Origin of the sequence: Rhizobium sp. BK181, from assembly GCF_014193305.1 — a bacterium.
GTDB lineage: Bacteria > Pseudomonadota > Alphaproteobacteria > Rhizobiales > Rhizobiaceae > Rhizobium.
Genome location: NZ_JACHZA010000005.1, coordinates 353,567 through 372,945 on the forward strand (window position 1 = coordinate 353,567; position 19,379 = coordinate 372,945).

Below are 19,379 nucleotides of genomic sequence, written 5' to 3' on the forward strand. Positions count from 1 at the left end.
CCTTCGCAGTGTTCTGCAGCAAAATCCTGTCCCCCGACTAGATTGTCTGTTTCGGCGCGACGCCGTCCCCATTCTCAGACGCCCTTGTAGAGCGCCGCCCCCTGCATCAACACGATGACCTTGGCGCCGATCTTGATCCGCGATGCAAGATCAGTGATGTCATTGTTATTCATGCGGATGCAGCCTGACGACACATCAAGGCCGATCGTCCAGGGCTCAGCGGTACCATGGATGCGGTAGATCGTGTCCTGATCGCCTTCGTAGAGATAGAGGGCCCTGGCACCCAGTGGATTTTCCGGTCCGCCAGGCATTCCGGCCGCCCATTTGGCCGCATTTGGGTCGCGCGCCACCATTTCGGCCGGCGGCGTCCAGGTAGGCCACTCCGCCATCCGACCAACGCGCACGATCCCAGCCCAGCCGAAGCCTTCGCGCCCCACGCCGATACCATACCGGATTGCCTGCCCGCCCGGCTGGACAAGGTAAAGAAAATGCTGGTTGCCATCGATGATGATCGTTCCCGGCGGCTCCGCCGTTCGGAACGTCACCGTCTGCATTCGGAATGCTTCTGGCGCCTGGTTGTTGCGTGCGTAGTACTGGCGCGCCTTCTTCTTGTCGTAGTTCACCCAGGTATGCGTTTTGGAATCATAGATTTGTGTCTGCGCCCAAGCGGCGAGCGGGCCAATACACACGCCCGCTGCAATCAGAGCCGCCGTCAACTTGCGTGTGCGCCGAGTCTTTTTCGCCTTCGCCGGAAGTTCGTCGCGTGCTATCATTTGCTAGCCCACCCATCCACACGCTTTGCGTTGTCGGCGACCCATTTTGTCGCGTAGTCGAGCGGCGGGACGCGCTCGACTTCGAGCGCATAGCTCATCGCCGTCGCCTCTTCTGGCGTGAAATCGATCTTTTCCAGGAACGAGGCGATGTCCGGGTGTTTCTTTGCAAAAGCAGCCGCGTAGCCAATGCGGAAATTGGCGGTGTCCCAAGCTGTCGATGCCGTCGACTTGGTGATCCAAAGCGGATCGTTGGCGCCGACCAGTTGCCACTTGCTTCCATCGTGCGGCGGCTCCGTGAGGCGGACGATCTTATGCAGGTCAAAGATGAAGTGCGGCGCGTAGCAGGCAAAGACTAGAGGTTGGTTCGTTGCGATCGCGATGTCCAGTCCAGCCAGCGCGACTTCCTCTTCCGACTCAACCAACGTCAGGTCCTTGGCATAGCCATAGGTGTTCGCCCGGACGCGTTCGATCCCCGTCGAGGCCCAGGTCGGCGCGCCAAGCCACATCTCGCCCTTGCCATCGCCGTCCGTGTCGAGAATCTTCGTCTTTTCCGGATCGCTGAGGTCGGTGATCGACTTCAGGCCCTTTTCGGCGGCAGCGGGCGTCGCGCAGATGCCCTGCCATGCCGGCACGCCATGCTTAGCGAGAACCACGACGCCCTTCTCGGTGACGAAGGTCTTGATGACGTTTTCAAGATTGGGCTGCCAGACCTCCGGCTGGATGTCGACAGTGCCTTTCTCCATGCCGTTGAAGGCGAGCAGCGTCCCAAGCTCCTGCACATCGGCATTAAGCCCGAACTCCTTAGCAATACTGACCTTGAGGATATTTGCCGTCGCCTGCCCCGAGGGCCAGTTCGGCATCGCGATCACAAGATCGGCGCCAAAGGCCGCACTGCTCACTGCGAGCGCTGCGGCAAAAACGGATGAAAAGAGCCCTGAACATGCTACGCACTTCGTCATGCCTGCCCCCCAAATATGCGAGAAAGGTAGAAATGCACGTCACATCTTGCAGGCGAACATGCATAAAGCGCTTACATCCGTCAAGTCGAGTTGACGTTCACGTTTGGCCCTACCGAAGGCAGTTTTCGCGTGCCCAAGCGCTGGTGCGGGCGGCCATGGTCGCGAGGTGATCGGCGACGGAGAAGCCGGAAATTTTCTTCCTCGGCGCAAGATCGTGATCGCCGTCTTCAAGCCAAAGAACTGATATTGCCGGGGAAAGCGGATAGGTCGAAACCTCTTCACGGGTCCCGAATTCGTCGCGCGTCCCTTGGCAAATGAGCGTTGGCGTGCGCAGATTTTTGAGGTGTGCCGTGCGCAGTTGCTGCGGCTTGCCGGGCGGATGAAAAGGATAGCCGAGGCACAACAATCCACAGATCGCGCCCTCCGCGTGCAGGTCGTCCGCAACCATGCTCGCTACTCGCCCACCCATGGACTTGCCGCCAATAATGAGCGGCCCGGAGCTCGCAAGCGCCCTTACCGCGTCCCTGTATTCCGGAATCAAGGTTTCCGCTTTCGGCGGCGGCTTTCGAGCATCGGACGTCCGGCGCGCGGCCATGTAGGCGAATTCGAAGCGCACAATCCGGAACCCGACTGCGGCAAGAGCTTGGGCGGCGGCGGTCATCGACTTGGAGTCCATCGGCGCACCGGCGCCATGTGCAAGCAGGATCGTCGCAGTGGGATTGTCCGGGCCAGTGATCAGGAAGGTTTCGCTCATTGCGATGTCATACCGCAATGAGCGACGCCCCACCATATTGGTGGAACGAAACAGACGCTGTCAGTGGAATTTCGGCATGTCGGGAAGTGCCGAGAATTCTTCGCTGATCATTTCGCTCATCGCGACCAGAATTTCCTTGCGGGAGAACCCCGACCGCTCGAGCTGCAAGATCATCTGGTCGAGATCCAACTCAAGCTGACCACGGCAGCACGCCACTCGATCGGCGGAAACGAGGAGAATTTCTTCAAGGATCAGCATCGCTTCGCTCCTAATTTCCAGAAGCAACCTGCGACAGCGCTAAATGTTCCAACGCCACCCATCAGTGTCTCTCGGCGCAGCACGATGCGGTCAGGTCGAAATCGTGCTCAGTTGAGCCGGTTTCCCTCGACCGAAAAGAGATGCGCCTTGGACAAGTCGGGCGCCACCTTTATCCGTTCGCCCGGCTGCAACGCGACCCGGTCATGCAGCACCATCGCTGCCGTCTGCGTTCCGATCTCCATGATTACATGTGTTTCTGCTCCCGTCGGCTCCACCACCACAACGGTCGCCAAGACGCCCTCCTCGGCAATGGTGAGGTGTTCCGGTCGGATGCCGTAGGTGTGAACGTCAGCCGGCATCTCGCAACGCGGCATGGGAAGCCTAACACCCTGGTCCAGACAAAATTCCTGATTCACGACTCTGCCTTCAAACAGGTTCATCGCCGGCGAGCCGATGAATGTCGCAACGAAGGTGTTGATTGGCCGATCGTAGAGTTCGAGTGGTCTGCCGACCTGCTCGATCTGCCCGGCGCGCATGACGACGATCTTGTCAGCCATCGTCATTGCCTCGATCTGATCGTGGGTCACATAAACGGTGGTCGTTTTCAGCCGCTGGTGCAACTCCTTGATCTCGGCGCGCATCGTCACCCGCAGCTTGGCATCGAGGTTGGAAAGTGGTTCGTCGAACAGAAAGACTTTCGGGTGGCGCACGATCGCGCGCCCCATCGCCACGCGTTGCCGCTGGCCGCCGGACAATTGCTTCGGCAGGCGGTCGAGCAGCGGCTCAAGTGCCAGAATGCCTGCAGCCTCCTGTACGCGCCGGCCGATCGCCGCCTTGTCCTGCCCCTGTAGCTTGAGCGCAAAGCCCATGTTCTCCGCCACCGTCATGTGCGGGTACAGAGCGTAGCTCTGGAAGACCATCGCGATGTCGCGTTGCTTCGCCGCCACATCATTGACGACACGCCCGCCGATGCGGATCTCTCCGCCGCTAATGTCCTCCAGTCCGGCAAGCATGCGCAACAGGGTCGACTTGCCGCAGCCGGATGGTCCGACCAGCGTGACGAACTCACCATCCTCTATATCCACGGACACGCCATGGATCACGGGGACGGCGCCATACTGCTTGCGAACCTGTTCGATCGCGACGGATGCCATGCTTTTTCCTCCCTAATTCAGAGCTTGATTTGCCATACACGCGCGGCGGTGACGCCGCCTGTGGGCGCTTTCATCGTTGCCGATCGCACTGCGGCGACGCCCGGGATGCGCTTCGTTCCTGCCCATCTGCCGTTGTCGGCGAATACTTCGATTGAGCCGGTATCGATGAAGATCCGCACCTGCGCCGGCCTCGCGCCGGCAGCCAGATAGCGCGGAGACGGCTTACCCGTTCCTGTATCGAAGAGGATCGCCAGCCCTTCGTCGTCGAGGCGCACACCAAGGCCGATCTCGGGGTGGTCGAAACTGAGCTCGAAGGGTGCCCCGGCTTGCGTCAGATCGAGCAGAATTTCGGCGGCTCCGTCCACAAACTCCACTGTCGCGCCGGCCAGCAACCTGGCATCATCAAGAAGCTGGTGCCGCAGGCCATCGACGACCTCCAGGGGCGGTGTCAGGACCGCGCCTCCATCAAGGAGAACGCGACGCGGCAACGTCATGGCGGTCGGAAAATCGACGCTCTTGGAAACGTCCGTCCAATTCGCCAGCCAGGCCAGGCCGACAGGTCCATCATGGTCGACGAAGGCCTGGAAGGCGTAGGCGTCCGATCCGAAGTCGAGTTCCTGCTCAAATTCCGGTTGGAATTCGCGACCATCGAACCGACCGACGGTGACGGACGACATGTTGCGGCGTCCGGTCGCCGGATCGCGACTGGTCAGCAGGCCGAAAATCAGAGCCCAACGTGTCTCATCGCTTGCGACATTGCCCAGCGGGAGCATGCACGGGCATTCGGCGGCTGTCATGCCAAAGCGATCCTCGCGATGCAGGACGCCGACGAAGCTCCATCCGCCGGCGGCATCTTGATCGAACGTCTCATAGAGGAGGATCACGCCACCGGATCTATCACGACTGCCGAGCAGCATCTTCCAGAGACCGTCGGGTCCCTTGAACACATAGGGATCGCGAAAATCCAAAGTCAGCCCCAGTCCTTCGGGGCGCTCCGGCAGGGCAATCGAGGGATTGCCCGCAGAAACCTGATCCGCACTGGTGGCCGAAAGCTGTATCTGCTCTTCCGGCTTCCGATCTCGCACCTGTTCGGTGAAAAAGACGCGGATCTGCTCTCCGCCGTCTGTCGCGATCGGGATGGCCGACCCGGAGAACGCGCCTCCGCGGCCATCATCACGCATCGAAAGTTCGGCTGCCGGGAATAGGAAGACCGGAAGGTGCGTCCAGTGCAGGTAGTCCTGCGAGACCGCATGCCCCCAATGCATGGTATTCCACCGTGAGCGATGCGGGTAATGCTGGTAGAAAAGGTGTGCCTTTCCGCCGAAGCGGCCCAAACCATTGGGGTCGTTCATCCAGCCAAAGGGTGGACGGAAATGATACCCGGCGGGGAGTTGAGGCGGCGCATTCGCCGCTGCGGAGTGCAGCACGCGAATGCCCTCTTCCAGCACACTCGCTGGATCGAAGCTGTAGATCACTGAGACAGCCGTGATCGACGGCTCATAGCTCAGTACAACTCTGCCGCCTGCTGGCAGAACGATGGGCTGGAACTCAAACTCTTCTGCCCTCGTGGAAGCCACTACGGCGCGTTCGACGCCCTCAACGGTGACCGAGATAGAAGCCGCGGTATCCGCAATGAGCGCCCTCAACCAGACATGGATCACGTCGCCTGGGCGGAGGTCGGCACTCACATTCTCTCGAGACAGCGAGAGAGTTCCTGTTTGGATTGTCATCAATCAACCTTTCACGGCAGAGCCGACGAACGAACTCACGAACCAGCGCTGGAAAGCGAGGTAGAGAGCAAGGATCGGGATCATCATAAGAACGGAGGCAGCCATGGCACGGTCCCAATAAATGCTGTCCTGACCAAAGAAGGTGGCGATGGCCACCGATATCGGTCGCGCATAGTCGGTCTGCGTCACAAGGGTCGGCCAAAGATACTGATTCCAGCTCTCGATCCCCATGAGGATCGAGACGGTGGCCAGCGCCGGCAGGCTGAGCGGCATATAGATCGAGCGATAGATACGGAACACCGAAGCGCCATCGATCTCCGCCGCCTCGTAGAGTTCCTTGGGAAGCTGCGCGAAGAACTGGTAGAACAGGAAGATGTAAAGGGGGCTCGCCACCCAGGGCAGAATCTGTACCGCGAATGTATCAGTCATCCCGGCCCGCGAAACCATCACGACCAGCGGCATGATGATGCTCTCTTGTGGAATGACGTAGAGAGCGACGACCAGTGCGAGCAGCACGGCTTTGCCGCGCAGCGAGCCCCAGGCCAGCACGAAGCCGGCCATGGAATTGACGACGAGGCCGCCGCCGACGGTGATTGCAAGGATCAGCAGCGAATTCAGGAGGTAGCGGCCGAAGGCCAGTTCGCCCGAAAAGTGTGCGACTTCCTTGAAGTTGGCGAGAGTCGGATCGGAGACCCAAAAGGCGCGGAAACTGCCCATATCCGCCAAAATCTGGAAGCGATCGTCCTTCAGGCTGGCAATCAACAGCATAAACAACGGCGAGATCACCACCAGAGCGATGATAAAGATGCAGATAGCCTGGACGAGGTGGAATGACGCCTTGCTGGAAGCCCAAGGCTTCACGACCGGCGTCGCTTGGCTCATGACGAGATCAGACATCGAAGCGCCTCAAGAGTTTGCGCTGGATGAGCGCGATTACGAGTACGATGACGAACAGGATGACGGAGACGGCCGAAGCATAGCCGAGCTTCTGCTCCTCGAATCCGGCTCGCACCATGTAGTGCACGACGGTTTCGGTGCTCCCCTTTGGTCCGCCCTGGGTGAGGATGGCGACCTGAGTATAGAGTTTGAACGCCTGGATGGTGGTAATGACGAGCACGAAGACATGGGTCGGCCGCAGGCCCGGCATCGTCACATGCCAGAACCGTCCCAGTGCGTTCGCGCCGTCGATCTTGGCGGCGTCATAGAGTTCGTCCGGTATTCCCTGGAGGCCTGCGAGATAGACGATCATCTGGAAGCCGTAGGCCTGCCAGGCGGAAAGCAGCACGATCGAGAACATCGCCCAATTTGGGTCACCCAACCAGTCGATCGGCTGGATCCAGCCTCCGGACAGGAAGCCTATGATCTGGTTGAACGGTCCACTTGGATACTGGAACAGCGTACCCCAGATGACGCAGACGACGACCATTGAGGTGATTGCTGGCAGGAAGAACATGCCACGCAACAGATTGCGGCCAGGTATCTTCTGGTGCAGCAGCAGGGCTGTTGCGAAAGCAAGGCCACACTGGACCGGCAGGACCCAGAACGTAAATCGCGACACATTCCACAACGAGGTCCAGAACAACGGATCTTTGAAGATCCGCTGGAAGTTCAGCAATCCGACGAACCGAACCGGCGTCGGCCGCGGCACCAGCGGCTGGTTCGTCATGGACGTCCAGAAGGACAACAGGAACGGCGCGATCAGGAAGAAGGCGAGGAGCAGGACCGCTGGTGCAATCATCAGCGCTTCCTGTGCCAGCCGGCGCGGATCCCGCCGCCCGCCGGGGCGAAGCCGCCCGGCGACGGGCGATTGTTGCAAAGTCATGATCTCCTCCTCCTGAAAACTAGGGGCGTTGCCGCCAGGCTGCCTTACAGTGACGACCTGGCGGCAAGGGGCTTACTGCTGTGCGTCGAAGGGCGGGTAGCCGGCGTTGTCCTCGATGTCCTCGTCGATCTTCTGCGCGGCTTCCGACAACGCTTCCTTGGCGTCACCGCCATTGAAGATCTTGTCGACGGCCTGCATGAAGGCAGATGTGATCGTCGGATAAGCCGGATGTGGAGGACGAGCGACAGCAGTCTTCGATGCCTGTTCGAAGGCAACCGCCATTGGTCCACCCGGAGCATAGACCGGCGAGTCGGCGGCAAAGCTCTTCAGCCCAGGGAAGCCCGAATTCTCCTTGGCAAACTCGCGGTAGGCTTTGTCCTTCAGAAGGAAGCTCAGGAACTTGCCGGCAACGTCGGGATGCTCTGATGACTTCGTGATGCCCCAGATCCAGGTGCCGTTCGGGCTGACCCCTTTGTCGCCGAGCTTGGGTAGCGGCATGACGACGATATCGTCCTTCATCGCTGCCGCCGCCTCCGCGTAGAACCAGTGACCGCCGAGCGCCAATGCGGCCGGCTTGCCATCGGCGTAGAACTGGTTTGTGCCTGAAGAGCCCGGAACGACCCAGCCGTTCTTGACCCACGTCTGCATCATCGTCAGCGCATTGACACAGGCCTCACTGTCGAGCGTACCCGTCGCCTTCCAGGATGTCCGGTCGATCAGATCGCAACCTGCCGAGTCGAGAAGCGGCCCATAGGCATAGGTGATCCACTCCGTCTTGATGCCATAGCCGCGGAATGTGTCGATCGGCCATTTGACGCCGTCGAGCTTCGAGAGCTTTTCCAGGTACCCTTCGAATTCTTCCTTCGTCCAGGCGTCGTCGACGGACTTCGGAATACGTGCGCCAATCGCCTCGAGGTACTTCTTGTTGCCATAGAGCACCACCGAGGAGTCGGTCAGACCGACTGCATAGAGGTCCTTGTCGATCGGATAGGTACCCTGCGCGACGTTCGACGGCGTCATGTCGTCAAGAATATCCTTCTCGATCAACGGTTTGATCGGCTGCAGGTATCCCGACCACACATAGTTGGCGAGAAACGGCGCATCGAGTTCCATGATGTCGGGCAACTGCTTGGCCATCACAGCCGCGCTGAACTTCTCATTGTAGGCATCATGCGGGGCATAGATGAGCTCGACGTCGACATCCGGATTCGCTTCCTCGAACCGCTTCGCAACATCGCCGTAGGTCTTTACCCAACCCGGATCGCCCTGGTGCATCATGTGAATGACAGTCTTGGCTTCCGCCAGACCAGCTGTGACGGCAAGAGAAGCCGATGCCAGAAGCACTGAAAGTAAACGTTTACCCATTTTAGTTCTCCTCCTTGAGTGGGACGCTGTCTTGAATTTCAAATGGAAGATCGGCTGATGAGTTGGAACGGCAGGCGTCGGGTGTCCGGCGGCGCCGGCTCATCACTGAGCAGTATCTCCGCCGCGAGCCGACCCATCGCGCGATGCGGAAGGGCCATCGTCGTCAGCGGCGGATCGAGCCGCGTGGCGATCTCGACCTGGTTGTCGAAACTCCCCACCGCGACGTCGTCGGGAATGCGAGCACCCGCGCGCCGCAGAGCGGAATACACCTCCATGGCGACACGATCGTTGCCACAGAGAATGGCGTCCGGGCGCACGCCCGCGCTCATGAGTGCTGCAACGTGTGATGCGACCAGGGTGGGCGCGCGATCACTATAGACAGGGCGACGAACAGCTGGCAGCACACCGATCGGCGCAAGGCCTGCTTCATCGAGCGCCCTGCGAAAGCCTCGCTCGCGCAATTCGCCGGCGAGAAGGCCCGGAAGATTGATGAACGCAAGGCGGCGACGCCCCGCGGCGACGAGGTGACGCGTGATCTCCACAGCAGCCCCCTCTTCGTCAGGCACCAGCGAGGTCACGCGGCCGTTGGCTTCGCTGCAGTTGATCATGATGCCGACATTTCCGACCAGTTCTTCCGGCAGCGCCACCGTCTTGTGGTACATCGCCGCATAGGCGATGGCTCGAGGGCGAAAGCGACGAACTTCCTCCAGAACCGAACCAACGTCGCGGGTACCGTTGAGGTTCATTGCAAAGACGGCCATTTCCGCCGTCCGGGCAGCACCATCTAGGCCGCGGATGATCTCGGTGGCAAAGGGTGACGTAATGAGCTCGTCGGCAACGACGCCGATCAACGGCAGCCAACCCTGCCGCATGCCTCTGGCAGCGAGATTGGTGACATAGCCGAGTTCGTCGGCGATCATCTTGATCCTCGAGCGCGTCTCTTCCGACATGCGGGCGGAACCGCCATGCAGGGCGCCGGAGACAGTCTTGATCGAGACTCCCGCCCGTTCCGCTATGTCTGAAAGCGATACCGTCACCCCATCCTCCATTGGGTTATCGTTTACCCAATAGGACTACCCCGCCGCTTTGTCAAGTATGAAGATGGCATTGGAAACGATCGCTGTGATCGCGAACCTGTGGCCCGCCGCGTAATATACCGTATACTACCGCACGCGACGCGTATCTTACTGCCTAAGCGCCCATACTCATTTTATCCTTTGGAAAACTTGGAGGACATGGCGATGACTGCAAGCGAGACCACCCCTCAACCAATGACCAGCGCTGAAGATCTGCGCAAGCGTGCTCTTGAGCTTCAGCTCGCGGAGATGGAACGCGACGAAAAGATCAAGGCGCGCGAAGCGAAGAAACACTCAGAGTTCCTCGACGACTTCTTCCAGAAGCACGTTGGCGAAAATGAGCGTGCGATCATCAAGCGCCTGGTGACCAAGGCCGCCGCGGACGGAAAATACGAAGCAATGATTTACAGCTTCCCGTCCAGCCTCTGCTCGGACAGCGGTCGCGGCATCAACAACAACCTTCCGGGCTGGCAGAATACCCTGCAGGGCAAAGCCAAGGAACTCTACGATCTGTTCGAACAGGTCGCAAAGCCACAGGGTTACGGCCTGAAAGCGGCGATCATCAATTTCCCGGGAGGCATGCCCGGCGACGTCGGCTTCTTTCTGACATGGGAGCCGCCTGTCGAGTAACGGCGCGGGTGGGGTCCTAGGATACGGGATGGATAGCGCATCGACAGATTTCTCGAAAGTCCTGGCCCTCGGGACGGGCGTTTCGGTCGGACATGTTGTATTGTAAGCCCCGTTCGGGCAACGAGGGCCATCGCGGCACGTCACGAACGCATCTGCTTCCCGTATCGTTCGCCGCAGTACACCACCACTTCCGCCTCGATCTCACGACAGAGTCCCTCATACTCGAGGACCCGCCGTTCATCCGTCGGGCTTGCCGCACGGAAGCGTTCAAGGCAATCGGCTGCCAGATCGTACGATTCGAAGAGATCGCTCAGTGTCTCGCTTGCCGGGGAGGCGAGGAAATGGCGGATCTCGGGGATCCTCAGCATCAGTTTCTTGCGCCCGCGCTCACGGCTCATCGATTGCCTCCGCTCCCTATCGCATTCTAGAGTCTGCATACGTAATCATTGAAGGGTCGGATCGTTCCATTTGAGGAACCAGCAACCGGGAGGATCTGGCAAGTGGTGGAATTCGGCAGACCCCACATCACGGAGGTAATTGACCCGGGCGATGCTCTCGGCGAAGTCCTCTTCGGACTGATTATGGCCCTTACTTTTACCGTGGGCTCACGGCTCATTTTCAGCCAGGAGGGCCTTGATGTTCGGGAGCTGATCGTCGGGACAATCGGCTGCAACGTGGCATGGGGCATCATCGACGCCGTGCTGTTTGTCTTGGGCACGGTGTTCTACAAGAGCAGGCGCGGGCGCGTCCTTCGACAGATCAGGTCCGCCAGAAGCGAGCAGGATGCGATCTCCGCGCTCAGGAAGGAATTTCCGCTCCACGACGAACCGCTTGTTTCTGTGGCTGCGGATGAAGAGGCGCTCTACAAAGCCATGCTCGACCTCACACGACGCGGAAGCCCCGCCAAGCTTCGTCTGTCGAGGGACGACCTTCTCGCTGCTTTGATTGTCTTCCTCTTGGTGTCGGCGACCTCACTGCCCGCAGTTATTCCTTTCTTCATGATCGGCAGCGCCGACCTTGCCCTGAGAACCAGCAATTTTCTGCTGATTGCCCTGCTCTTCCTGACGGGCTACGCCTGGGCGCATTTTTCGGACGCGAGACCGCTCAACGCAGGCATAACGATGACGTGCCTCGGCCTCGGGCTGGTCGGCATCGCGATCGCTCTTGGGGGTTAGGAATGGAACACCGCGACAGGCCCGAGATGGAAGCGAGGACGCCATTGGGCTGGGCATTTCCCCTGCGCTTGCATCTCAGCGTCATCATTGTCGGGCTGCTGGCCTGTACGGCACTGCCGCTCGTTTGGATGGCCTATACGCAAGGCAAGGTGACCGCCCTGTCCGCGGGTGAAGCGCAAATGCGTCAGCTCGGCCTTCGTACCATCGAGGATTATCGCAATGTTTTCAGCAGCGGATATGCCGCCATCGAGACGGCCTCGGCAGTCCCGCAAATGCTTACGCCGCCTCCCCGGGACCTGCCAGCGAAGCGCAACCTCCTGCTGCAACTGCTGAAGTCGTCCTTCCGGATAGACGCGGTCCACATCGGATATCCGGACGGGACCTACATACAGGCCATCGATATTGGTGCAAATCCGGCCTGGCGCGACACGTTGAATGCGCCGGCCGGCGCCGCATTCACCATTCGCACCATCACCAAGGTCCTCGGCATCCCGGTGACAACATGGACCTTTTTCGACAAAGACTCCCGCCTTATCACTCGGCGCGCCGATCGTGACGACGTCTTCGACCCACGCTTTCGGCCCTGGTACACCGTCCCGCTTTCCGAGGGGCGAACAACCTCGGTCGGCCCCTACATTTCGGCCGCGACCAATTATTTGACCTTGACCTTGGCCAAACCTGTGGCGGGCAGGGATCGCATCGTGATCGGCGCCGATGTAATGCTTCTGACGCTCGGGGAAGTCGTCGATGTCGGTGCGGTCTCGGAACAGGCGCACGCCTATGTATTCGATGATACGGGCCGTCTGATCGTGCATTCCGACAGTGCGGTCATGACCAAGCTGCGCGATCAGCTTCGACGCGGCCGGACGCTGACGGCTACGGACGTGGCAACGATGGATCCCGCCATTCCAGCAGTCACGAACATGGCGCACGGCAGTGGCGTGGCGGACGGCGAAGTCGCGCGCTTTGGCGTGAACGGTCGTGAATATCTCGCCCAAAGTTTTCATGCCGAAGTAGCCGGCTTGCTGAAAGACTATACGGTCGTCATCGCCGCGCCACTCGACGATCTCGTCGGGCCGGTCGAGCGTACGCTGAGACGAAACCTTGCTGCCGCGGCCGCCTTCCTGGCAGCTGGCGCGATCGCCGCGATCATCATCTCCCGATTGATCAGCCGATCACTCTATGCATTGGCCGACGAGGCAAGGCAATTGGGCAATCTGGAATTTAGAAAGAGTCGCGTCGCACGCTCCTGGATCTCAGAGGTCAACGCCCTGGCAACGGCGCTGGGCTCCGCACGTGATGCCATTCGGACGTTTGCGCTCTATGTTCCGCGCGAACTCGTTCGCAGGATCGTTATTGCCGGCCAATCAGCCATAGGCTCGGCCTCCAGGCAGGAGATCACCGTCCTCTTCACCGACATCCGCGAGTTCACGACGATCTCCGAGCGACATTCGCCTGAAGACGTCGTTGCCTTGCTTTCCAGCTATTTCGAAGCACTCAATGTGATTGTCGAGCACCACGGCGGCACGATCGTGCAATATATCGGCGACTCCATTTTCGCGATGTGGAATGCACCCATCCGCGACGGCCGGCACGTCGAAAACGCCTGCCGCTGCGCCCTGGCGATGAAAGCGGCGATCGACACGATGAATGCGTCCAATCGCGCCGATGGTCGCCCCGAACTCGTCACCCGCTTCGGCCTGCACACCGGCCCGGCCGTCGTTGGCAGCGTCGGCGCCGAGAGCCGCCGGCAATATACCGCCATCGGCGATACTGTTAACATTGCCTCGCGCCTGGAGGGCCTGAACCGCGACTACGGAACCTCAATCCTGGTAAGCAACGCGATCCGCGACGCGGTCGAAGTAAGCTTCAGCTTCGCGTTTATCGGCACGGTCAGCGTCAGGGGTCGTAGAGGTCAAACTGAGCTTTACGAGCTTCGCGGGTGACGCGGCATGGACTATGAAAGTCGGGTGTCGATATCATCTTGACCGGCGGACTTACGCCGCACCTGTCAATACGCCAAGCAACCTATTCAGTCCCTGGCCAGGCGTACAAAGCGCTCATCGGTGATGGGCGGGGCGCGCTGTGATTTTCGCCATGGTGCTTTTGTGATTTTGGTCTGTTGCGTATAGTGATGTCACGATTATCCAAGACGGGTGGCGGCCTTTCTGTCATCAGCAAGCGTGTCCAAAACTGGCCTTGTTATTTGGAGAACGAATTGAATGTGGCGATTGGTTCGTGTTCTGGTTGGCTTCGCGATTCTTATCGGTCTTGGGACACTTCTATGGTTTGCGACAAGACCGCCACCGCTTATCGTTCAAGGCGAAGTTTCAGCGAACCGGGTCGACATCAGCCCGCGCGTTTCGGGCAGAATTGCCAAGCTTAGTGCCGACGTCGGCGATACGGTCGAAGCCGGTGCGGTGATCGCTGAGTTGGAAAGTCCGCAGCTTGTCGCGGGGCTGCATCAGGCCGAAGCAGCACTTGCTGTCGCCGAAGCGGATCTCGTTCGGGTCAACAGCACCCGACCCGAGACAATCGCCGCGCGCAAGGCCGAATTGGCAGCCGCCGACGCAGACGTTACGCTTTATCAGGAAGACTCCACCCGCCAGGCAAAACTGATCACGACGGGCGCCTCGACGCAGTCCCGTGTTGACGAAACAACGCGCAACCTGGAGGCGGCCATCCGCAAGCGCGAGTCAGCCGAGGCCAATCTTGCACTGGCGGTCGCCGGCGCCAGCAAGGAAGAAAAGGCGCTCGCGGCGACCCAAGTCCAGCGCTCGAAGTCGGCGCTGAACCAGCAACAGGTTGACGTTGCGGAATTGGTTATTCACTCCCCGATCTCTGGGCAGGTGACGACACGCGTGGCTGAACTCGGCGAGAATTTCTCCGCCGGCGCTCCCTTATTTTCGCTCATCGATCTGCAAAATCCATGGTTCACGTTTAACGTGCGCGAGGATCTGTTGAGAGGCCTGAAAATTGGAGATCGCCTCGATGTCACCGTACCGGCGATGAACAATGCCAGAATTCCGGTGAAGGTCACGACGATCAACGCGCAGGGGCAATATGCGACGTGGCGAGCCACGCGCGCGACCGGCGACTTCGATCTTCGGACATTCGAGGTACGGGCAAACCCCGTCGAACCGATCCAAGGCTTGCGCCCTGGCATGAGCGCCATCGCGTCATGGCCGCTGGCGGGGCATTGACATGATGGCGAAGGGGCGGCTCCGCCCCGGCCTCCTTATCGTCTTCAGAAGGGAATTCGATCGCTTCTCTCGGCGACGCCTTCTGCTGTTTTTAACGACCGTTCTGCCGCTGCTGCTGATGGGATCTCTGGCAATCGTGTTCAGCGCGGGCCTGGCGACCCGGCTTCCGATTGCGGTGCTCGATCTCGACGGCACCGACCTGTCAAGGACGATCATTCGCACCGTGGATGCGACACCGGATACAGCTGTCGCGCGCCGCGTCAGTGATCTCGCGGAAGGCAGGCAGCTGATCCTGTCGGGTCAGGTCCGCGGTCTTCTGATGTTGCCGCTCAATCTCGAACGCGACGTCTATGGGGGACGCCGGCCGGAAGTCGTCTTCTTCTACAACACACAGACGATGACATCGGGCAATCTCGCGCTGCGTGGCATCAATGCCGCCGTGCCTGCTGTTGCGGCCGGCATTCGGCTGTCGCTGCGAACGGCGGAAGGACAACCGCTCGAAGCGGCGCAAGCCTCGCTGGCGCCGATCCCGGTCCAGGTCAATCCGCTCTTCAACCCCACGCTGAACTATGCGCATTTTCTCCTCGCAGCTTTGCTTCCGAGCGTCCTTCAAGTCATCATTGTCACGACAATGGCCTATGCCGTCGGGCTTGATGTCGAAACGCCCCATCGTCTTCGCGTCCTGAGACGCCTGGGCGGCGGATTGTGGCCGGCGATGGCCGGGAAGATTCTGCCCTACACCCTGCTCTTTCTTGTCGTGCTTGGCATTTCCGATTGGGTGCTGTTCGGTGTGCTCGACATGCCTTTGCGCGGCAACCGCTATATGCTGATCCTTGCCGGCATTCTGTTCATCCTTGCCGACCAGTTCATCGGAGTACTTCTTGCACTGCTGCTGCGGCCGATGGCAAGCGCGATCAGCATCGGCACCCTGCTGATGGCGCCTGCCTTTGGTTTCATGGGCATCGGCTTCCCGCGGATCGGCATGAACGCGTTTGCCTATCACTGGGGGCAGATGATCCCGGGCACCTGGTACCTGATGGCGCGCATCGACCAGACCATAAGGGGGACGCCGGTCAACCTCTCCTGGAAGCCCATCACCGTCCTGCTTTTCATGGTGCTGCTCTTAGCAAGCCTGACCGCACTGCGCCTCGAGATCATCCGCGCCCGCGGCCGGCCGCTGCCGCTCCCGCAAACAACTGTCGAAGGAGCCCCGGAATGAAGGCCATCCTGACAGTCTGCCGGATCGAGTTGGCGCGTATCTTCTCGCTGAAACCGGCCTTCGCCGTCCTCATTCTTGCATCCGTCGTCTACGCCGCGTTCTACCCGCAGCCCTATCGCACGGAAGTGTTGCGGGATGTGCCGATTGCTGTCGTCGACCTAGACGGGACCGATAGCAGCCGCGCGTTGGCAAGGCGCGTCGATGCCTCTGCCGATGTCGCGGTCGGCGGGGTCTTTCCCGATCAAGCCAGCGCCCAGCGAGACATCTACGCGCGCAATCTCTTTGGAGTGCTTGTGATCCCTCAGTATTTCGAACGGGAATTGCTGCACCATCGCCAGTCGCCAATCGCGCTATATGCGGATTCCAGCTATTTCTTGGTTTATCAGCGCTTGTCCGGCGGCGTTGCCTCCGTCGCGCGAACGATGGGAGCTGAGGTAGAAACGGCAAGGCTGATTGCCGCCCACGTCGATCCTGCGCTTGCCGCCGCCGCCGCCGACCCGATGCCGCTGACGGCAGTCACGCTATTCAACCCCCAGGGCGGCTACGCGACCTACATCCTTCCCGCCGCCTTCGTTCTGATCCTGCAGCAGACGCTTCTGATTGGCGTCGGCTTGCTCGGCACTTACAAAAACGATGCACTCAGCGGCGAACTGGCCGCATCGGCAGGTCCCGCCGCAGCTGTCTGCGGGAAGCTGCTAGCTTACTTGATCCTCGAAACCGTCATCATGTCGTTCTACTTGATTGCGCTTCCCTATCTCTACAGTATCCCCCGCCTGGGAACGCCGCTCTCGATATTCACCTTCGCCCTGCCCTTCGTGCTTGCGGTCAGCGCCTTGGGCATGGTTCTGGCCGGACTGTTTCGCGATCCGCTCACCGTGCAACTGGTGTCGGCCGCCTTGGGGATACCGTTCCTGTTTCTCGCCGGCTTTTCCTGGCCGACAGAAGCGATACCGCCCTTCCTGCACGCCGTGGCGACGCTGCTGCCCAGTACCTCTGCAATAAACGGTATGGTTGCCGTATCGCAGATGGGCGCTTCCATTCCGGATGTTCGCGAGCCCTTCCTGACGCTTTGGGTACTGGCGGCCGTCTATATCGCCATCGCCATCCTGCTCGAAAGCAGGAGCAGGCGAACTGTCTTCATGTCATGAGGAACCTTCTCCCGCAGCAAGGTAACAGATCGGCGTGTGCATACTACTGTCTTGCAACCGGCCCGAGACAACATGACAAAACATCAATGCGCTCCATTGCGCCCAGCTTGCATGCCGTTTGGTGTCAGAGGTCCCGGAGGTGCGGCACGCATGAGGCTAACCAGCAATAGCCCGGCGATAGCGCCCCAGAAGGCGACGGTAAAGCCGTCGATGAACGACAGCACATCGGCTTGACGGCGCACTAGGCGCGCGAGCGTGCCCACCGCCCGCGCCGACGCCGCGGCGGCGCCGTAGTCGAGGAACTCGCCGGTAAGACGCGCAAGGCGTTGCGTCACTTCGCTCTCGCGGCCGATACATGCAGGCCGACAAGGTTGGAATGCAGCTGCTCGCGCACCCGCAGCCAGGTGCTCATTCCTGTCACGGTAATCTCGACGATATCCAGGCGCATCACCTGGATGTAGGCGACGAAGGCGGTTGCCCGTGCCGGGTCCGCATTCGCCAGAACGAAGATGAGCAGGGCTGTGAAGGTCAGACCCTGGCCGAGGGCCTGCGCCAGCGCGATCGGGATGAAGTCGTCCAGCGCCCACGCCCCGGTGACGCGGGTTCCCATCCAGGCGCGATGGCAAAGCTCGTCAGACCGAGGATCATGACAAACCGGGCGTCGATCCGGCGCAGGAGATGGATCGCAACCAACACGACGACGCAGATCGGCAACGCCGTATATACGAGGGGCAGGCTGCCTATCTGTTCGGGCCGAAGCCCGGCGACAGCGGTCAGGAAGGTCGGCACCAGCATGGTGTTGGACAGACTGGTGATCATGCAGGTGATGAGCGTCGCCATCACCAGGAGGACGTTGCGCGACATCAGCACCGTCGGGCTTGCCCATGGCTCGGCGACGACCGCCTCGTTGATAAAGAAGCAGACGACGAGCGCTGCGCCGCCGGCGAGCAGGGCGGTAACGGTGCCGGAACCGAACCAGTCCAGTCTGTTACCCTGGTCGAGGCCGGCATAGATCAGCGCCAGGCTTGCGCCGAACAGCAGCATGCCGCCCCAGTCGGCCTTGGCAAGAAGCGCGCGGTTGATGCTTTCGCGTGGCGTACCCAAAAGGGTCAGCACATGCCTGAACGGAGTGAATAGCTATACGAAGGTTAGCCAAACCTGGAGAGGCGCGCGGCCCCTCTGGAAGACACGCGCAATACCATTTTGAATAGCAGTTCGGCATCGAGACCAACAAACAGCCGCGCACCGACCTTCTGGTCCGTCACGACTTCGAGACGGGTCATCGCGCGACCTCGTGATACCGGAGGGCGATGACCTTCGCTGAATTTGTCTTCGTCCTCGACGACATTGAAGTGGCCCAGAGCCATTGCAACATCGGTGCAAACAGATTGCGTTCCAGCAATCTACATCCGCCTCAACCCTCGACGAGGATAGGAGCAGGAAAGAGCGGACCGGTCGGTATTGATCTTTCGGATGCCCTCGGTCAAGCCATGGCCCGAATCGGCGTTCACACACCCCATCCATCGTATCGGCAACACCGCGTGCCACGCGAACGGAAAGTCGAAATTACCCAAGAGCGTTTTTCAGCGCGGTTATTGCCTGCGCATCCGTCGAGCTCGACACTTGGCAGAAACGCAAAAAAGCTCCTCGACGCTTGAGCGGAGGAGCTTTGTATCAGGCGCCTTGAATGAGCAAATATTCAAGTTTGTTTGGTTGCGGGGGCAGGATTTGAACCTGCGGCCTTCAGGTTATGAGCCTGACGAGCTACCGGGCTGCTCCACCCCGCGCCAGCGCAACTCCTTCGGAGTTGTCGCGATAGAGTAAACCGCTTTGCGGTTTGCTCTTACTGCCGGAGCAAAACCTATGGGTTTTGTCTCCTGTAAGGGACGCACCATTATATGTCTGGTGAATGCCCTCAAATTTCAGTCGGCCGATTATAGCAGAAAGGACCGCTTTGGGCGGCCCTTTTTGATCGGCTTGGGCCGTTTTCGATCAGAGAAGATTGTTTGTTGCGTTTAGCAGACCTGGCAGCGACCGACTCTCCCGCGTCTTAAGACGAAGTACCATAGGCGCTGGGGCGTTTCACGGCCGTGTTCGGAATGGGAACGGGTGC

At 60.1% G+C, this 19,379-nt stretch carries 22 protein-coding genes, 1 tRNA gene and 1 rRNA gene; 7 read left to right on the top strand and 17 right to left on the bottom strand.

Annotation, left to right across the window (positions count from 1 at the left end; genetic code table 11):
* Window positions 1–74 precede the first annotated feature (74 nt).
* The 10 genes from FHT77_RS16085 to FHT77_RS16130 form a co-directional block, all read right to left on the bottom strand.
* Window positions 75–773: a L,D-transpeptidase gene (locus tag FHT77_RS16085; RefSeq protein WP_183755944.1), complete on the bottom strand. Its 699-nt coding sequence runs from the start codon at window positions 771–773 to the stop codon at window positions 75–77.
* Window positions 770–1,732 (bottom strand): glycine betaine ABC transporter substrate-binding protein, encoded by a 963-nt coding sequence (locus tag FHT77_RS16090; protein WP_183755945.1) that lies wholly within the window; start codon window positions 1,730–1,732, stop codon window positions 770–772. Before FHT77_RS16090 ends, FHT77_RS16085 begins: the two co-directional genes overlap by 4 nt.
* Window positions 1,733–1,841: 109 nt before the next feature.
* Complete coding sequence (locus tag FHT77_RS16095) at window positions 1,842–2,486, bottom strand: alpha/beta family hydrolase (protein ID WP_183755946.1); 645 nt, start codon at window positions 2,484–2,486, stop codon at window positions 1,842–1,844.
* A 60-nt stretch (window positions 2,487–2,546) separates the two neighbouring features.
* Entirely contained in the window at window positions 2,547–2,744 is a 198-nt protein-coding gene (locus FHT77_RS16100; RefSeq protein WP_016556920.1) for a hypothetical protein, read from the bottom strand.
* A gap of 107 nt (window positions 2,745–2,851) precedes the next feature.
* Window positions 2,852–3,898, bottom strand: coding sequence for an ABC transporter ATP-binding protein (locus FHT77_RS16105; RefSeq protein WP_183755947.1), 1,047 nt, complete (start codon window positions 3,896–3,898; stop codon window positions 2,852–2,854).
* Window positions 3,899–3,915: 17 nt separating this feature from the next.
* Window positions 3,916–5,628, bottom strand: a complete 1,713-nt coding sequence (locus tag FHT77_RS16110) for a GH32 C-terminal domain-containing protein (protein WP_183755948.1) — start codon at window positions 5,626–5,628, stop codon at window positions 3,916–3,918.
* Window positions 5,629–5,631: 3 nt separating this feature from the next.
* The gene (locus tag FHT77_RS16115) at window positions 5,632–6,525 is read right to left on the bottom strand and encodes a carbohydrate ABC transporter permease (RefSeq protein ID WP_183755949.1); all 894 of its coding nucleotides are present in this window, start codon (window positions 6,523–6,525) and stop codon (window positions 5,632–5,634) included.
* Complete coding sequence (locus FHT77_RS16120) at window positions 6,518–7,450, bottom strand: carbohydrate ABC transporter permease (protein ID WP_183755950.1); 933 nt, start codon at window positions 7,448–7,450, stop codon at window positions 6,518–6,520. Before FHT77_RS16120 ends, FHT77_RS16115 begins: the two co-directional genes overlap by 8 nt.
* A gap of 72 nt (window positions 7,451–7,522) precedes the next feature.
* Window positions 7,523–8,815 carry a sugar ABC transporter substrate-binding protein gene (locus FHT77_RS16125; RefSeq protein WP_183755951.1) on the bottom strand — a complete coding sequence of 431 codons (1,293 nt, stop codon included), beginning with the start codon at window positions 8,813–8,815 and terminating at the stop codon, window positions 7,523–7,525.
* Window positions 8,816–8,853: 38 nt separating this feature from the next.
* Window positions 8,854–9,864 carry a LacI family DNA-binding transcriptional regulator gene (locus FHT77_RS16130; protein WP_183755952.1) on the bottom strand — a complete coding sequence of 337 codons (1,011 nt, stop codon included), beginning with the start codon at window positions 9,862–9,864 and terminating at the stop codon, window positions 8,854–8,856.
* Between the two features lie 192 nt (window positions 9,865–10,056).
* On the opposite strand from FHT77_RS16130, the gene FHT77_RS16135 reads away from it, so the two are divergent.
* A complete protein-coding gene (locus FHT77_RS16135; protein ID WP_183755953.1) occupies window positions 10,057–10,521 on the top strand; it encodes a hypothetical protein in 465 nt (154 codons plus the stop codon).
* Between the two features lie 140 nt (window positions 10,522–10,661).
* On the opposite strand, the gene FHT77_RS16140 is transcribed toward FHT77_RS16135, so the two are convergent.
* A complete protein-coding gene (locus tag FHT77_RS16140) occupies window positions 10,662–10,919 on the bottom strand; it encodes a hypothetical protein (RefSeq protein WP_183755954.1) in 258 nt (85 codons plus the stop codon).
* A gap of 105 nt (window positions 10,920–11,024) precedes the next feature.
* Here FHT77_RS16140 and FHT77_RS16145 point away from each other — a divergent pair, with 105 nt between their 5' ends.
* The 5 genes from FHT77_RS16145 (at window position 11,025) to FHT77_RS16165 (ending at window position 17,266) form a co-directional block, all read left to right on the top strand.
* Entirely contained in the window at window positions 11,025–11,696 is a 672-nt protein-coding gene (locus FHT77_RS16145; protein ID WP_183755955.1) for a VIT1/CCC1 transporter family protein, read from the top strand.
* A gap of 2 nt (window positions 11,697–11,698) precedes the next feature.
* Window positions 11,699–13,642 (top strand): adenylate/guanylate cyclase domain-containing protein, encoded by a 1,944-nt coding sequence (locus FHT77_RS16150; RefSeq protein WP_183755956.1) that lies wholly within the window; start codon window positions 11,699–11,701, stop codon window positions 13,640–13,642.
* 276 nt (window positions 13,643–13,918) lie between these two features.
* On the top strand, window positions 13,919–14,899 hold the full coding sequence (locus FHT77_RS16155) for an HlyD family secretion protein (RefSeq protein ID WP_183755957.1): 981 nt from the start codon (window positions 13,919–13,921) through the stop codon (window positions 14,897–14,899).
* Between the two features lies 1 nt (window position 14,900).
* Window positions 14,901–16,118, top strand: a complete 1,218-nt coding sequence (locus tag FHT77_RS16160; protein WP_183755958.1) for an ABC transporter permease — start codon at window positions 14,901–14,903, stop codon at window positions 16,116–16,118.
* On the top strand, window positions 16,115–17,266 hold the full coding sequence (locus tag FHT77_RS16165; RefSeq protein WP_028758713.1) for an ABC transporter permease: 1,152 nt from the start codon (window positions 16,115–16,117) through the stop codon (window positions 17,264–17,266). The genes FHT77_RS16160 and FHT77_RS16165 overlap by 4 nt, the downstream gene beginning before the upstream one ends.
* Window positions 17,267–17,349: 83 nt before the next feature.
* Here FHT77_RS16165 and FHT77_RS16170 read toward each other — a convergent pair whose 3' ends face one another.
* Genes FHT77_RS16170 through FHT77_RS31920 form a run of 4 tightly spaced genes read right to left on the bottom strand, consistent with a single transcriptional unit; the run spans window position 17,350 to window position 18,549 of the window.
* Window positions 17,350–17,601: a hypothetical protein gene (locus FHT77_RS16170; RefSeq protein WP_183755959.1), complete on the bottom strand. Its 252-nt coding sequence runs from the start codon at window positions 17,599–17,601 to the stop codon at window positions 17,350–17,352.
* A complete protein-coding gene (locus tag FHT77_RS16175) occupies window positions 17,598–17,876 on the bottom strand; it encodes a hypothetical protein (RefSeq protein ID WP_183755960.1) in 279 nt (92 codons plus the stop codon). Before FHT77_RS16175 ends, FHT77_RS16170 begins: the two co-directional genes overlap by 4 nt.
* Window positions 17,795–18,382, bottom strand: coding sequence for a hypothetical protein (locus FHT77_RS16180; protein ID WP_183755961.1), 588 nt, complete (start codon window positions 18,380–18,382; stop codon window positions 17,795–17,797). The genes FHT77_RS16175 and FHT77_RS16180 overlap by 82 nt, the downstream gene beginning before the upstream one ends.
* A gap of 32 nt (window positions 18,383–18,414) precedes the next feature.
* A complete protein-coding gene (locus tag FHT77_RS31920; protein WP_281412562.1) occupies window positions 18,415–18,549 on the bottom strand; it encodes a hypothetical protein in 135 nt (44 codons plus the stop codon).
* A 27-nt stretch (window positions 18,550–18,576) separates the two neighbouring features.
* On the opposite strand from FHT77_RS31920, the gene FHT77_RS16185 reads away from it, so the two are divergent.
* On the top strand, window positions 18,577–18,924 hold the full coding sequence (locus FHT77_RS16185; RefSeq protein ID WP_183755962.1) for a hypothetical protein: 348 nt from the start codon (window positions 18,577–18,579) through the stop codon (window positions 18,922–18,924).
* A 52-nt stretch (window positions 18,925–18,976) separates the two neighbouring features.
* Here the strand turns inward: FHT77_RS16185 and FHT77_RS16190 are convergent.
* A tRNA-Met gene (locus tag FHT77_RS16190) sits at window positions 18,977–19,053 on the bottom strand.
* A gap of 235 nt (window positions 19,054–19,288) precedes the next feature.
* A 5S ribosomal RNA gene (rrf, locus tag FHT77_RS16195) occupies window positions 19,289–19,379 on the bottom strand; the annotation flags it as partial.

Excerpts from the sequence above, each read along its gene's own strand:
- FHT77_RS16085 (WP_183755944.1), bottom strand. The coding sequence starts at position 773 with ATGATAGCACGCGACGAACTTCCGGCGAAGGCGAAAAAGACTCGGCGC.
- FHT77_RS16090 (WP_183755945.1), bottom strand. The coding sequence starts at position 1,732 with ATGACGAAGTGCGTAGCATGTTCAGGGCTCTTTTCATCCGTTTTTGCC.
- FHT77_RS16095 (WP_183755946.1), bottom strand. The coding sequence starts at position 2,486 with ATGAGCGAAACCTTCCTGATCACTGGCCCGGACAATCCCACTGCGACG.
- FHT77_RS16100 (WP_016556920.1), bottom strand. The coding sequence starts at position 2,744 with ATGCTGATCCTTGAAGAAATTCTCCTCGTTTCCGCCGATCGAGTGGCG.
- FHT77_RS16105 (WP_183755947.1), bottom strand. The coding sequence starts at position 3,898 with ATGGCATCCGTCGCGATCGAACAGGTTCGCAAGCAGTATGGCGCCGTC.
- FHT77_RS16110 (WP_183755948.1), bottom strand. The coding sequence starts at position 5,628 with ATGACAATCCAAACAGGAACTCTCTCGCTGTCTCGAGAGAATGTGAGT.
- FHT77_RS16115 (WP_183755949.1), bottom strand. The coding sequence starts at position 6,525 with ATGTCTGATCTCGTCATGAGCCAAGCGACGCCGGTCGTGAAGCCTTGG.
- FHT77_RS16120 (WP_183755950.1), bottom strand. The coding sequence starts at position 7,450 with ATGACTTTGCAACAATCGCCCGTCGCCGGGCGGCTTCGCCCCGGCGGG.
- FHT77_RS16125 (WP_183755951.1), bottom strand. The coding sequence starts at position 8,815 with ATGGGTAAACGTTTACTTTCAGTGCTTCTGGCATCGGCTTCTCTTGCC.
- FHT77_RS16130 (WP_183755952.1), bottom strand. The coding sequence starts at position 9,864 with ATGGAGGATGGGGTGACGGTATCGCTTTCAGACATAGCGGAACGGGCG.
- FHT77_RS16135 (WP_183755953.1), top strand. The coding sequence starts at position 10,057 with ATGACTGCAAGCGAGACCACCCCTCAACCAATGACCAGCGCTGAAGAT.
- FHT77_RS16140 (WP_183755954.1), bottom strand. The coding sequence starts at position 10,919 with ATGAGCCGTGAGCGCGGGCGCAAGAAACTGATGCTGAGGATCCCCGAG.
- FHT77_RS16150 (WP_183755956.1), top strand. The coding sequence starts at position 11,699 with ATGGAACACCGCGACAGGCCCGAGATGGAAGCGAGGACGCCATTGGGC.
- FHT77_RS16155 (WP_183755957.1), top strand. The coding sequence starts at position 13,919 with ATGTGGCGATTGGTTCGTGTTCTGGTTGGCTTCGCGATTCTTATCGGT.
- FHT77_RS16160 (WP_183755958.1), top strand. The coding sequence starts at position 14,901 with ATGATGGCGAAGGGGCGGCTCCGCCCCGGCCTCCTTATCGTCTTCAGA.
- FHT77_RS16165 (WP_028758713.1), top strand. The coding sequence starts at position 16,115 with ATGAAGGCCATCCTGACAGTCTGCCGGATCGAGTTGGCGCGTATCTTC.
- FHT77_RS16175 (WP_183755960.1), bottom strand. The coding sequence starts at position 17,876 with ATGGGAACCCGCGTCACCGGGGCGTGGGCGCTGGACGACTTCATCCCG.
- FHT77_RS31920 (WP_281412562.1), bottom strand. The coding sequence starts at position 18,549 with ATGACCCGTCTCGAAGTCGTGACGGACCAGAAGGTCGGTGCGCGGCTG.
- FHT77_RS16185 (WP_183755962.1), top strand. The coding sequence starts at position 18,577 with ATGACCTTCGCTGAATTTGTCTTCGTCCTCGACGACATTGAAGTGGCC.